We start from the raw sequence: 13,666 nt of genomic DNA on the forward strand, positions 1-13,666 counted from the left end.
AAATGTCAATAAATAAATTAAATTTTTAAAATTTATTGCTTTAGCAGGCATTTGTCTTGACTAAGAGGTGAATCCTCTATAAAAATCCTCTTTCTTTTCAAAAAAGAGTATACTGAAAAGAACTTTTCAACACCATATCGTTGAAAGCTCTTACATTAGATTCCTGTTTACCTTTAAACAATCATCGTATCTTCTGATTTAATGTAGACAAACTTATGAACTTCACCATTGATATCAGAATACTGATAAATTTGTTTTCTAGTGTTTTTAGGAAAGTCTAATGATATTGAATTGAAGAACGTGTCTCGGGTTTCTTCTGGTAATCTCATGATATGTTCATGAAGGATTACAAAACTGCTTTTATTTTTCATAATTGAATAAATATATCGAGCAATCTTATTTGCAATTGCGATATTTGCCAGTTTATGACGTTTCTTATTTCCGTTCTTGATTCTTTCAAACTGATGCCTGAGCACTGGATTATGACGTCTAGCAAATTCAGCAATCATATAAATTGCATGTCTAAGATACCTGGATCCCTTTTTAGAAATCTTGCCCATGGTTTCTACAGATGTTCCAGAGCGTTTGTTTCTAGGACTTGATCCTGAATAAGAAACAAAACAGTCTGCATTTTTAAATCTGCTTATATCACCAGTTTCAGCAATCACAGTTGCGGCAGTTATAGGACCGCATCCTGTCATTGTAAGAAGCAGTTTATAAGCCGGATTTAAAGACACGACATCTTCGATATATCTTTGAATTGCTTTAAGTTGACCTTTTATGTTTTTAATGTTTTCAACAAGGTCAAGGATGATGTTTCTACCATAAGAAGAAATATCATCAGGAACCAGAGTATCCCGGCATAAATCAAAGAGCTTATCAATCTTATCCATCGAACAACGATGTTTCGTAGCTTCATAAACGACATTGAACACTTCAAATTTAGAAGCATTTATGATATCATGTGTTGTAGGATATGAAGATAAGACAGCGATAAAAGCAGCTGATTTAGGTTCGAAAACATATTGAAGTTCAGGAAATAAACAATCACATTGTGCGATGAGACGGTTGATTTCTTGAGAATAGATTTTTTTGATCTGATAATGTCTGTGTATTAAAGCTTTCAAGTCTTGATATCCGTTTTTGTTTTCAAAAACATTGTCATTGACATACTGAACATCAGAATCGGTCCCAATGATAGTTGAAATAGTTTGAGCATCTAAAGGATCTGATTTAGCAATGTTATGGGCTTTACGCCACTGATTGACAAAATCAGTATTTAAAAATCTGATGCTTTCATTATCGTTAAGATTAGCTTTAATAAAGTTATAGACATTAGTAGAATAGATACCAGTAACTTCTAAAGCAAAACAGATACTGGTACAATTATCATCAGAATAACTTCTAACAGTATCTAAAAAAGAAGTAACTTCTGATTTAACAAATTTAAAAGATAGTTTTTTTCGTAAGAATTTAGGTTTAACAGATCTACGATCACAAACCTTGAGGATAGCAGCATCTGCTTTGCCTTTAGAGGCGTCCATGCCAACGTAAAGAATATAATTGTTTTCCATAAATAATGACCTTCTTTCATATGTAATCGGTATTGAATTGCACCTCTAAATCAAGACAAACGCAACCTCGCAAATACGGAGACAAGTGTAGAAACACTGCTGCAACAAACTAATTCGGGTATAAAGTGATGTCAAGATTAAAGGATTAAGTCTTTGTGAAGTGGACGTACATGAAGTAGCCACAGGGAGTGAGAATAAAACCTTCATTCAAAACAAAACTATTATCTTAAAATTAGAATGTACAATCAATAATGAATTTAATAAAAATCATTAAATGATTACGTACATATTATACGAGAGGGTGAATATATGGCTGAAAAAAGAGATTATTATGAAGTCTTAGGAATAAGTAGACAAGCTTCAGCTGATGAAATCAAGCGAGCTTATCGTAAAAAAGCAAAACAATATCATCCCGATGTCAATAAAGAGCCCGGTGCTGAAGAAAAATTCAAAGAAGTTCAAGAAGCATATGAAGTATTATCTGATCCAAATAAAAAAGCAACATATGATCGTTTTGGTCATGCTGCTTTTGAACAAGGTGCTGGAAATGGCGGTGCTGGTGGATTTGGCGGATTTGGATTTGAAGATGTCGATTTAGGTGATATTTTTGGTTCGTTTTTTGGCGGTGGTGCAAGAAGTCGTCAACGAAACAATGGACCACGACGTGGTGAAGACCGCTTAATGCGTTTAAATATTGATTTTATGGAAGCAGTAAAAGGCGTTAAAAAAGATATTAAAATAACTTATGATGCACCTTGTAGCCACTGTAATGGAAGTGGCGCAAAAAATCCAAATGATGTTCAAACATGTTCTCGCTGTGGTGGTCGCGGAACTATCCAGCAACAACAAAGATCTCCTTTTGGAACATTTGTAACAGAAACAACTTGTCCTGATTGTAATGGTACTGGTAAGGTTGTTAAAGAAAAATGTCCTCATTGTCATGGACGTGGTTATGAGACTAAAACAGTTACTGTTCAATTGGATATTCCTGCAGGTATTAATTCTAACCAGCAATTACGTGTCGCTGGCAAAGGTGGCCGTGGTGTAAACGGTGGTCCTAACGGTGATTTATTTGTTGAAATTCAAGTAGGAAGTCATCCACATTTTAAACGTGATGGTCGTAACATTCATATTACTGTTCCGGTTTCTAATGTTGATGCAACTTTAGGATGTGAAGTTGATGTTCCAACTGTTCAAGGGGATGTAACAGTTAAAATCCCAGCTGGAACACAATCTGGAACTATTTTAAGATTAAAAGGTAAAGGTGTAAAAGATCTTCATAGTAGTAATTATGGGGATGAAATGGTACGAATTGAAGTTAAGATTCCTACTAAATTATCTTCAGAAGAAAAAGAATTATATCAAAAGCTTTCAAAATTATCTAAGAAAAAAGAATCAATTTTTGATGCATTTAAACGTCAATTTAAAAAATAAATTAAATTTTAATATATAAAAAAGAAAGATATGCTTTAATAAAAAAACATACCTTTCTTTTTTTAGTTATTACTTTTTGTATTTTGGATAAAATAAAAATAGTACTTGCGTACTATTTATATTACTAAGCTGATTTTCTTAAAGTTCTTAATTCTCTAGCAGAAATTCTTACTTTTGTAGGTTTACCATCTACTAAAATAGTGGCTTTTTGTAAATTAACATTCCATTTTCTTCTACTTGCATTTAATGCATGTGAACGTGTATTTCCAGACATTGGTCCTTTACCACTGATTTGACATTTTCTTGACATGGGTTCTCCTCCTTATCTTTAGTAGTGTTTTTTACGTACTGCAATATATTATCATCTTTGCTCGTAAAAAGCAATTACTTTTTATAAAAAAGTATTAATTTCTCGATAAAAAATAAATCTTGAAAAATTTTAATAGTTTGCTAGAATAAAATCTAGCTCTAAGAATTGTCAAGAGTTATTATTTAAGATATAATTGTTAGAGATAGTATTTTTAAACGAATACAAGGAGGCATATAGATGATTGAAAAAAATAATAATATGGGAACTGTCAACATTTCTTTAGATGTTGTAGCTACTATTGCCGGTGGTGCCGCAATCGAATGCTATGGAGTAGTAGGAATGGCTAGCCAAAAAAGACTTAAAGATGGTTACTATGATCTTTTAAGAAAAGAAAACTATTCGAAAGGTATTGTTGCCCATAATGGAGAAAGTGGTCTAATTTTAGATCTTTATGTTATATTGGGATATGGAATCAAAATTACAGAAGTATTGCATGAGGTGCAAAAAAAGGTAAAATATGTAGTTGAGTCTACTTTAGATGTAAATGTAGAAGCAGTTAATGTCTACGTTCAAGGTATACGAGAAGTAGAGTAGAGGAGATAGAAGATGAAAGAAGTAACAGGTGAATTATTTAAAGAGATGGTTTTATGTGGTGCCAATACATTGCATAATAATTATCCAGAAATCGATGCATTAAATGTCTTTCCAGTTCCTGATGGTGATACTGGTACTAATATGTCATTAACTTTTTCTGCTGGGGCAAAAGAAGTAGATAATTTTGATTCTAATAATATTGGAGATATTTCTAAAAAGTTGTCAAAAGGGTTATTAATGGGTGCCCGTGGAAATTCTGGGGTAATTTTATCACAGATTTTTAGAGGTATTTCAATGACTTTACAAGGTCATGAAAGTGCCGATGCTATGTTATGGGCTGAAGCATTGCAAAACGGCGCTAAAGTAGCGTATAAAGCGGTTATGAGACCTGTAGAGGGAACAATACTAACAGTTATTAGAGAAGCTAGTGAAGCAACAATGAAATATGCTAAGCCAGGCATGGAAATTGAAGATGTTTTCTCTTATTTCGTAAAAGAAGCTGAATTAGCATTAGAAAGAACACCAGAATTATTACCAGTCTTAAAAGAAGTTGGTGTAGTAGATAGTGGCGGTGCTGGATTATTACTTGTATTTACAGGATTTATGGCTGCTCTAGCTGGTGAAAGAGTTGATTATGTTGAGATTAAATCATCATCAGATACAGCTATGAGTGCTGTTGCTAGTGTTGAAAGTGGCGAAGATGGTTATGGTTATTGTACAGAATTTATTATTAGACTAGAACCTTCATTGGTAACTAAATTTAAAGAAGATCAACTAAAAAAAGAATTAGAACTTTTACCAGGTAATAGTATCGTAGTTGTTCAAGATGAAGAAATTGTTAAAGTCCATGTTCATACTATGAAACCAGGAAATGCTTTAAATATTGCTCAACGTTTTGGAGAATTCGTAAAAATCAAAATTGAAAATATGCAAGAGCAAAATGATGCAATTCAAGGTAGTGCAGGATCAATTGTAGGTGTTGATGATAGCAAAGCTAATGATAAAGGACCTGCTAAAGAAACTGCAGTTATTTCAGTATGTGCAGGTGATGGTTTACGTGATTCTTTCTTAGAGTTACATTGTGATTATGTTGTTAGTGGTGGCCAAACTATGAATCCTTCTGCTGAAGACATGGTTCAAGCAGTTAGAAAAGTTAATGCTAAAAATGTAATTATTTTACCTAACAATTCTAATATTGTAATGACTGCTCAACAAACAGCAACTATTTTAGAAGATGAAGTAAATGTAATTGTAATTCCAACTAAAACTATTCCACAAGGATTATCAGCATGTATTATGTACAATCCAGAAGCTACACTTGATGAAAATGTTGCTGATATGACAGAAGCTGTTGGTAATGTTAAAACAGGACAAGTAACATTTGCAATTAAAGATACTGTAATTGATGGTGTTGAAATTAAAGCAAATGATTATATGGCTTTGGTTGAAAAGAATATAATAGATTGTAAAGATAATAAATTAAAAGCATTAAAAGTTGTATTAGAAAATATGATTGATAATGATTCTGAAATCATTACACTAATTTGTGGTGAAGATGTAAATGATGAAGATGTTGAAGAAATCGAAAGCTTCGTTGAAGATAATTTTGATGTTGAATTAGAAGTAATTGATGGAAAACAACCAGTATACTCATTTATTGTAGGTGTTGAATAAATTCAAATCTCAAAAAGTGCCGATATAATCGGCGCTTTTTTAATTGATATTCAAATTTTACGCTTATTTTACGCTTATTTACGCACTAATTTGGATATATTAAGTAAAAAAGCCTGTTTTTTATTGGTCATCTTCAAGATCGAATTCGATTAGTTGAGCTATCTGATGTTCCTTGGATTTTAAGACATCAGCATATATATTAGCTGTTGTTTGAATATCATTATGGCCTAGATGAGAAGAGACTACTTTTATATCTACATCGTTCATAAGTAACAATGTTGCATTAGCATGTCTTAAGAAGTGAACTGTTATATATTCATAATCAGTTCCTTTTTTTACTGCGTTTAATCTTTTATTGATATTATTTCTATGTATATAATCTCCTAATGGAGTAGAGAAAACTATATTAGGATTAATATATTGTTCTTTTAAAAATTGTTTTCTTTCATTTTGTTCTTGTTGGACCATTTTAAGAATGTTAAAAACGGTGTTAGACATTCCTAGTATTCGATAGCTGTTATTTGTTTTTGGTGGTCCAATAATTGGATCCTTTCCGACAAAATTAATAGTTTTGTTGATATTAATTTCTTTATTTTTAAAATCAATATCATTCCAAGTTAAGGCTAAAGTTTCTCCAATACGCATTCCAGTATAAATTTGAAATTGGATAACTGCATTATGAACTGAAAAATCATTTGTTTTTTTTATGATATCTTTAATTTGATTAATTTCTAATGGCCTTTTCTTGATTGATTTATTTATACTAGGCTTTATAGCATGATTACATGGATTTTCTTTAATCCATCCTTGAGAAATAGAAAATTCAAATAATCTATTTAATGCTGAAAAAACTGTTTGAACATAGGAATCTTTATAATACTGTTTTGGACGTATTGGTTTTCCGGTTTTTCTATCTCTAACAATGGCTACATCATTTAAAAAGATAGTTATGCGACTAGTAGAAATATCACCAATACGGTAGTTCCCTAATTCTGGTAAAATCTTATTTTGGACTAAACTATCAAGTGAGTATATGGTTGATTCTCTTAATTTGTTTGGGGCATAGTATTTTTTATACCACGACCATACTTCAGATAGTTTTTTATCAATACCAGTACTTTGTTTCATTTGAAATTGATTTTGAAATTCTAATTCCATTTCCTTTGCAATCTGTCTAGCTTTGCGTATTCCCATACCTTTAGGTTGTTTGAATGATTTATATTTACGATTTTGAACATATTGACCTCGTCGATCGATTTTATAACCTTCAAATACAGTTATGTAAAATGAAATAGTACCATCTTTATTCTTTTTTTCACGAATACTCATTATTAATTTCCTTCCTTAATAGTATTTAAATATTTTTTTAGATCAACAAGTGCTATATTATGTTGTTTTAATGATTTTAGTATTTGAATAGATTTTTTATCAAGTAATAATATTGATTCTACATATTCATCATGATTGATATAAAAATCTTGTTTTAATAAAAAATCTAATGAGACATTATATAGTTTAGGAAGCGTGTAAAGAACTTTATTACTTGGAGTACGTGTGCCTTTTCATAATGGCTTAAAGCTTGTTTTGTCATAAATCCACTCGCTTTAGCAGCTTCTACTTGGGTATATCCAGCATATAATCTAGCATATTTAAATCTGTTATTAATGTGTTTACGTTTCATATAAATAATCCTTATAGTGTCTATGTATAAATAAATTTATACGTTTTATTTTGTTATAATCTATAATACTATTTAATAGTGACAGTAATTCATCATCGATACCTAAAACTTTATCCATATAATCATTATGATTTTTATAATCATCTAAACAGAGCAGGTAATCAGTAGATACTTTTAGTACTTCATGCATTCGTATTATTGTATCAACATTAGGTAATCGTTTTGATTTTTCATATGACATTATAGTTGCTTTACCACCTTTGAATCCAAGTAGTGATGACAATTGTGGTTGAGTAAGTTTCATTGTTCTTCGACATTCTTTAAAGCGATTGGGTAAGTTTTTATCTTTGTAATATGTAACCATTTTTTCTCCTTTCTTAGATGTATCAAAGTATAGCAGTCTGTTGACATAATCATTATAAGAATGAAAAAAATTATTACAAAGGTACGATTTTTCAGCACAGTTTGTTTTTCTTTATATAGTTCATGTATGTTTTATGAAAGTATATTTTCGTGAATTATTATGATTAAAAGTTTAATAACTTTTTTAAAATTAAATATAAAATTTTGCGGATATCTTATGAATTTAAGGTATCCGCTTTTTTATTAGGCAGGTGAACTATATGGAGTATATATATAAGGTGGTGAATCTACAACAGTTAGATGAATTTCCAAATCATCCATATCAGGTAAGAATAGATGAAGATTTAAGAAATCTTCAAAAAAGCATCATGGAAAGAGGAGTTGATGAACCATTGATTGTTAGAAAGATTAATGACAGGTATCAAATCATATCTGGACATCGAAGAATGAAGGCCTGCCAATTGGCTGAGATTAACGATGTACCCGTCAGGATAGTTGATCTTAATGATGACGAAGCTGTAATCATGATGATTGACAGCAATTTGCATAGAAGAAAATTATTGAAAAGTGAGTTAGCATTTGCCTATCGAATGAAATATGAAGCTTTAAAACATCAAGGAAAAGTAATTGATGAAGCTTCGTATCCAGTAGATACGAAGTATAATACTGATTCAGCTCAAAGAATTGCAAATGAAAAAGGTACTAGTAGAGCACAAATATTTCGCTATATACGTTTGACTTATTTAAATAAAGAACTACTTAATCTGGTTGATGAAGAAAGAATTGCTTTTCGACCAGCAGTAGAACTTTCATTTTTAAATGGTAAACAACAGGAAATGCTTTTAAAAGTTATAGAAGAACTTGATGCAACACCTAGTTTATCTCAGGCTAAATTCTTTAAAGAACTGGCACAAGATGATGAGCTGGATGAAGAAACCATCTATGATGAATTATTGCAGGAAAAGCCAAATCAAAAGGAAAAATTAAAATTGGAAGCCAGTAAATTAAGCCAGTATTTTCCTAGAGGTGTGACACCTCTGGAAATGCAGGAAGCTATCTTTTATTTGTTGGAAGAACACAGTGATGAACTGGAACAGTATATGGCCACTTCATATGAACTGAAGATATAAAAAACAAGTAAGAAAAGCTTAGTTGTCTATTTACCAGCGGGAGAGAGGAAAAATGATAAGTAATAATGTTTATTTAAGATTCGATACTTTTGATGATGAAAAAAGTGTATTGAATTTTATTAAGGAAGAAAACAATTTTAAAGCTAATTCTAAAACATGGAAGAAAGATATCTACAAGTTATTGAGATACAAAAAGAAGCATTTAAGGAATTTTGGTAAAGATAATCAGTATCGTAATATTTTTGGCTATTATCTGAAGATCATGATTCCCGATACTTTTGATAAAAGAGTTGATGAGTTTGTGAGAAAAACTATGTTAGAAATTGATAAACGATTTTTAAAAGACTTGTATGTTTATAAAATAATTACAGAAGGTAAAGGAATGTATGTTGAGATTATCTGTTTTACAAGATATGTGTATAAAAGAGCAAAGAGATGTCTAAAGAAATATCAGCGTGATTATTACTATGATCAAAAGACAAAAAAATTATGCAAGAAGAATCATCCTGATGCTGTATTAAAAGCTAAAAAGGGTGATCTTATGCTGGATAGCAATGGTCATGAAATATATGAAGCTGTTGAGGTCAAAACAGTTGAAGATAGAATCTTTGTTTATAAAACAATTCAGCAATTAACACGAAGATTAAAGAATGCTGTGGCAACTGTCATTAAAGATGATCAGTATCATGAGCTGATTGTTAATATTGTTTCAAGAATTACCATTGTTAAAGATGATAGTTTGGCGGTTAAAAAATATAAACAACAAAGAAATATAGTTATCAGGAAAATCAATGAAATTATTCGATCTTTTGTTGAGCATATGAAATTGGGAAATCTTTTAACCATTTCGAAAATAGAAGAAGTCAATGAAGAATGGTGCAAAAAAGTTGATGAGATGGTTCATGAAAAAAGCTGTTGTTTTGATGATATGAAAGATTATCTTTATAAATGGTGGCAACAGAATATTATTGAAGTCATGTTCTAGTCGGTAAATTTACCGGGTAGAAAATTTGTACATTTGTTTATAAAGTGAAAAAGAAACAAAATAAAAACAGAAAGGTTCCAGTAAAGCTGGATTAAGGGAAAAGAAAATGAAAATTATAAGTGTAATCAATCAAAAAGGTGGCGTTGGAAAAACGCAGACAAGTATTAATTTAGCAGTAAGCTTAAGCAGAAAGGGATATCGTGTACTGCTTATAGATGGAGATGCACAGGGCAATGCAACAAGCTATTTTGACAAAAAAGTAAATGATATCAATCTATCAAAATTTATAGAAAAAGAGTTTGATAATCAAGAACCATTAAAATGGCTTGAGGAGGCATTAGGTGATGCATTCTATGAATATGATATCAATGATGTTCTTTTAGGACAGTGTCAGATCAAAGAAGCAATATATACTACTGATTATGAAAATCTGTCTATTATACCATCTACAGAAACAAGACTGATCAATACAGATCAGCTTATAAAAGCTGCCAATAAAATGCAGCATAATCGTCTAAAGAAAGCGTTAAGGGATGTAAGAAAAGAATTTGATTATGTTGTCATTGATAATGCGCCAACATTTAATACAATCACTCTAAATACTTTATTTACTAGTGATGAAGTCATCATTCCTTTAAAAATTGGAAGATTTGAACTTGCAGGTTTTATCAAAACAATGAATGAACTGGAAAATCTAATGAATGACTTTGAATGCTTTTATCAGATCTATGTGCTTTTTAATATGATTCCTAGAGGTAAGAGACCTCTTTATAGTGCTTTCATTGAAAAAATCAGAAAAATATTTAGTTCAACAGATAAATTATATGAAATTAAAGTTTTAAATACCACAATAGGCTATCAGGATGCTGTTGCTTCTAAGTCAGCTATGTCCTGTCAGCTGTTAGTTGATACCAAGAGTAAGATTGCTGATGACTACAAAAGATTTGCAGAAGAAATATTAGAAAAAGAATAGTAGGTGATACATATGAGTTTAACAGATTTACAGAATATGCAACCTAAGATGAATCATCTGCTCGGTCTTAGAAAAATTGATATTGAAGATATAAAAGAAAATGATCATAACATTTTTGAACAAAGAGATATCGATGAACTGAAAGAAAATATCAAAAAAGATGGACTATTAAAACCGTTGGAGGTTTATCAGAATGGTGATCATTATATTTTGATAGGTGGACATCGTCGTTATAACGCTTTGTTGCAGCTGTATATGGATGATTTAATCGAACCAGAGATTAACTGTATTGTCTATCCCAAACCGGATTGTGAAAATAATGAATTGATTCAGATCATTGCTTCAAATGCTCAAAGAAACATGAGCAAAGCAGAACTGGTTGAAATAACAAGAATACTGTTAAAAGTTTTAGAGAGTGAGCCGGACAGAAAACCAAAGGGCATGGAAACCAGAGTCTGGATAGGCGGATATTTAGGGGTATGTGGTAAGACAGCGCAGGAATATATCAATTTAGCAAGAGGAAAAAAGAAAGCTTCAAAAAAAGAAAGAGATACATCTTTTGAATACGTTGAAACGTTACTTAGAGAGAAGTATTCAACTAAAGTAAAGGTGACTAAAAATAGATTGACACTTATTTACAATGGAGTGGATGATCTTAATAGAATACTTGAAATCATGAATTGTATAGAAAAATAAAATGGAGGACTTATATGTTTAAAGTAATTTTATGTGGAAAAATCTGTAGTGAATTGACTATCAAAGAAGTTGGAGACAGAAAGGTATGTAATTTTACATTGGCATGTAAAAATGCATTTGATAAATATGAATCACATGTACGATGTTCAATATGGGGTTCGTTTGTTGATGAACTGGTAAAGAAAGATTACACAGATAAAACAGTACTGATCGAAGGAGAAGGAACGAATAAGCTGTTGGAAAACAATGATGGAAATCGTCATTATATTTTTAATGTCAAATGTTCAAGAATTGAAGTTGTATGATAAAATGAGGTTTTCGCCCTGAAAAGACAAATAAACAATAGACGATAGTCGGCGAAACCTCTCTCCTTTTTAGTTTATGAAAGGCAGGTAACTAAAGTGAATATTAAAGAAAGAAGAAAAGAAACAAAGGCATATGATCTGGTTACATTGGTGTTAATGTCAATATAAAATTTACCAAAAGTGTTAGTTTAATTTTCACCAGTTCTGGTTGTTATGATCATCATCCTCAATCATGGATATCTTATCCTTTGTTCGATATGACCTTCCTGTGATATTTATGATATGTGAATGATGAATAAGTCTGTCTAAGATTGCATTCGCTAATACATTATCACCAAAAACCTCTCCCCATCGTGACAGTGATTTGTTGGTTGTTATGATTGTTGAATGTTTCTCATACCTTTTTGTTATCAATTGAAAAAGAAGATTCGATGATTCGCTATCCAGCGGAAGAAACCCTACCTCATCTATGATAAGTAGCTTATATTTTGCAAAGAATTTCAATCGTGTTTCTAGTCTGTTTTCTAGATGGGCTCTTTTTAGCTGTAGGATGAGATCATTGCAGTTTATGAAATATGTACTGTTTCTGTTTTTCGCTGCTTCTATTCCAATTGATGTCGCCAGATGTGTTTTTCCTACACCTGGGGTTCCAATGAGAAGAATATTTTCTGTTTTTTCCATAAATCTGAGATTTCTAAAATCAAGTATCTGCTCCTTGCTGATCGAAGGCTGATATGAAAAATCAAAATCCTCAAATGTTTTTATATATGGGAAATTGGCCACCTTCACGCATGCGTTCATCGCTCGTTCATTCCTAAGTTCCATTTCAAAATTAGTCAGTTCATATAGTGCTTCCACCATATCCTTCTTTCCTTCATTTACCATGCTTATATATGTATCTAAATATTCTCTTATGCGATCGAGCTTCAATGTTTCCAGATTGTTCATGAGCCTGTTATAGTTTGTTGCCATCCTTATTTACCTATCCTTTCAAGCAGTTTTAAATTTTCTTCTGCAATTGCATCGATATCTATATCCTTGTTGCAGATTGTATGATGCAGTGCCTCCTGATAATGATCGTGTTTGTAGTTGAATTTATTTTTGTTTATTTGATGTACTGTCACAAGTTCTGTGTTAAAATATACATAAAGTTTATTTTCAATTGGTACTAGCTTGACTCTTTTGTTGATAAACTTTGTAGGAACGGAATATCCAGATCCATTGTAGGTAACCAGTAGTGTTGGTGGCACTATCTGCGTAATGACATTATCTACATAGCTATCGAGCATCACTTTGTTTGGTAAGGGTCTGAGATATTCCTTTTCTTTTTCAAAGAGAACATGCGGCGGCATATTCGTTGTCTGATTGATGGTGTTATTGACTCGTCTATTGATCTTTTCAATAAGATGGATAAGTTCTTCTTCATTTTCAATCTCGCCATCATATGCATTCAGCCAGGAAATGAATCTGTTGGCTGATTCATCTTTTCCTTTTGTCTGTGGACTTCTTGTTTTGCATAGCCTTATCTTCATGCCGCTATCCTTTTCAAAGGCTCTGATTTTCTGATGCTTTCTTTTAGAGCCATTAGTAATGCTCACTACAGCTGTCATATTGTCAGTAAGTATATGTTCAGGGGTTCCTCCAAGCCTGTATAAGGTATCGATGATGCATCTAAGGAAGTCTTCAGTTGTTTTTCCTTTGGTATAGACAAATATATGTTCACGTGAATAGCCAAGTGTAGATGTCATGAGATTGAATTCTATGACTTCACCATGAATGGTCGTCATTCTAAGATTTTCTTTCCAGTCTACCTGCAATTGTTGGCCAGGCCTTGTTTCATATAAAAGTCAAGATAATTTGACCAATTTGTTGCAATTAAGTGTTCTCAGTTTTTTTAGGATTTAATTTATCTTTGATTCGATAAGATGGACCTGTGATATTAAATAA

General features: G+C 31.5%; 15 protein-coding genes and 1 pseudogene. 8 read left to right on the forward strand and 8 right to left on the reverse strand.

Annotated elements, in window-relative coordinates; all coding sequences use genetic code 11:
- Window positions 1–173: 173 nt before the first annotated feature.
- A complete protein-coding gene (locus tag B5F09_RS13465; RefSeq protein WP_087302962.1) occupies window positions 174–1,574 on the reverse strand; it encodes an IS110 family transposase in 1,401 nt (466 codons plus the stop codon).
- 309 nt (window positions 1,575–1,883) lie between these two features.
- Between B5F09_RS13465 and dnaJ the strand changes: the two genes are divergently transcribed.
- On the forward strand, window positions 1,884–3,008 hold the full coding sequence (gene dnaJ, locus B5F09_RS13470; RefSeq protein ID WP_087301145.1) for a molecular chaperone DnaJ: 1,125 nt from the start codon (window positions 1,884–1,886) through the stop codon (window positions 3,006–3,008).
- 124 nt (window positions 3,009–3,132) lie between these two features.
- On the opposite strand, the gene rpmB is transcribed toward dnaJ, so the two are convergent.
- On the reverse strand, window positions 3,133–3,318 hold the full coding sequence (gene rpmB / locus B5F09_RS13475; RefSeq protein ID WP_087301142.1) for a 50S ribosomal protein L28: 186 nt from the start codon (window positions 3,316–3,318) through the stop codon (window positions 3,133–3,135).
- Window positions 3,319–3,555: 237 nt separating this feature from the next.
- Between rpmB and B5F09_RS13480 the strand changes: the two genes are divergently transcribed.
- On the forward strand, window positions 3,556–3,912 hold the full coding sequence (locus B5F09_RS13480) for an Asp23/Gls24 family envelope stress response protein (RefSeq protein ID WP_087301139.1): 357 nt from the start codon (window positions 3,556–3,558) through the stop codon (window positions 3,910–3,912).
- A 12-nt stretch (window positions 3,913–3,924) separates the two neighbouring features.
- Window positions 3,925–5,586: a DAK2 domain-containing protein gene (locus B5F09_RS13485; RefSeq protein WP_087301137.1), complete on the forward strand. Its 1,662-nt coding sequence runs from the start codon at window positions 3,925–3,927 to the stop codon at window positions 5,584–5,586.
- Window positions 5,587–5,706: 120 nt separating this feature from the next.
- Here B5F09_RS13485 and B5F09_RS13490 read toward each other — a convergent pair whose 3' ends face one another.
- The 3 genes from B5F09_RS13490 to B5F09_RS13500 all read right to left on the reverse strand — a co-directional run bounded on the left by B5F09_RS13490 (window position 5,707) and on the right by B5F09_RS13500 (window position 7,631).
- Window positions 5,707–6,915, reverse strand: a complete 1,209-nt coding sequence (locus B5F09_RS13490; RefSeq protein ID WP_087374808.1) for a site-specific integrase — start codon at window positions 6,913–6,915, stop codon at window positions 5,707–5,709.
- Window positions 6,916–7,081: 166 nt separating this feature from the next.
- A complete protein-coding gene (locus B5F09_RS15470) occupies window positions 7,082–7,267 on the reverse strand; it encodes a helix-turn-helix transcriptional regulator (RefSeq protein WP_087374810.1) in 186 nt (61 codons plus the stop codon).
- The gene (locus tag B5F09_RS13500) at window positions 7,257–7,631 is read right to left on the reverse strand and encodes a helix-turn-helix domain-containing protein (RefSeq protein ID WP_087374812.1); all 375 of its coding nucleotides are present in this window, start codon (window positions 7,629–7,631) and stop codon (window positions 7,257–7,259) included. Before B5F09_RS13500 ends, B5F09_RS15470 begins: the two co-directional genes overlap by 11 nt.
- A 259-nt stretch (window positions 7,632–7,890) precedes the next feature.
- Between B5F09_RS13500 and B5F09_RS13505 the strand changes: the two genes are divergently transcribed.
- The 5 genes from B5F09_RS13505 to B5F09_RS13525 all read left to right on the forward strand — a co-directional run bounded on the left by B5F09_RS13505 (window position 7,891) and on the right by B5F09_RS13525 (window position 11,719).
- A complete protein-coding gene (locus B5F09_RS13505) occupies window positions 7,891–8,760 on the forward strand; it encodes a ParB/RepB/Spo0J family partition protein (RefSeq protein WP_087301123.1) in 870 nt (289 codons plus the stop codon).
- Window positions 8,761–8,812: 52 nt separating this feature from the next.
- The gene (locus B5F09_RS13510; RefSeq protein WP_087301121.1) at window positions 8,813–9,745 is read left to right on the forward strand and encodes a hypothetical protein; all 933 of its coding nucleotides are present in this window, start codon (window positions 8,813–8,815) and stop codon (window positions 9,743–9,745) included.
- A 106-nt stretch (window positions 9,746–9,851) separates the two neighbouring features.
- On the forward strand, window positions 9,852–10,718 hold the full coding sequence (locus tag B5F09_RS13515; protein ID WP_087301118.1) for a ParA family protein: 867 nt from the start codon (window positions 9,852–9,854) through the stop codon (window positions 10,716–10,718).
- Between the two features lie 12 nt (window positions 10,719–10,730).
- Window positions 10,731–11,414, forward strand: coding sequence for a ParB/RepB/Spo0J family partition protein (locus B5F09_RS13520; protein ID WP_087301116.1), 684 nt, complete (start codon window positions 10,731–10,733; stop codon window positions 11,412–11,414).
- A gap of 14 nt (window positions 11,415–11,428) precedes the next feature.
- Window positions 11,429–11,719 carry a single-stranded DNA-binding protein gene (locus B5F09_RS13525; RefSeq protein ID WP_087301113.1) on the forward strand — a complete coding sequence of 97 codons (291 nt, stop codon included), beginning with the start codon at window positions 11,429–11,431 and terminating at the stop codon, window positions 11,717–11,719.
- 195 nt (window positions 11,720–11,914) lie between these two features.
- On the opposite strand, the gene istB is transcribed toward B5F09_RS13525, so the two are convergent.
- The 3 genes and pseudogenes from istB to B5F09_RS15475 all read right to left on the reverse strand — a co-directional run.
- The gene (gene istB, locus B5F09_RS13530) at window positions 11,915–12,691 is read right to left on the reverse strand and encodes an IS21-like element helper ATPase IstB (protein ID WP_087303535.1); all 777 of its coding nucleotides are present in this window, start codon (window positions 12,689–12,691) and stop codon (window positions 11,915–11,917) included.
- Between the two features lie 2 nt (window positions 12,692–12,693).
- Window positions 12,694–13,251 (reverse strand): hypothetical protein, encoded by a 558-nt coding sequence (locus B5F09_RS13535; protein ID WP_394335304.1) that lies wholly within the window; start codon window positions 13,249–13,251, stop codon window positions 12,694–12,696.
- A pseudogene (locus B5F09_RS15475) lies at window positions 13,231–13,542 on the reverse strand (hypothetical protein); the annotation flags it as partial. The pseudogene B5F09_RS15475 and the gene B5F09_RS13535, both read right to left, overlap by 21 nt.
- Window positions 13,543–13,666 lie beyond the last annotated feature (124 nt).

The organism is Erysipelatoclostridium sp. An173 (assembly GCF_002160495.1).
GTDB lineage: Bacteria > Bacillota_I > Bacilli_A > Erysipelotrichales > Coprobacillaceae > Thomasclavelia > Thomasclavelia merdavium.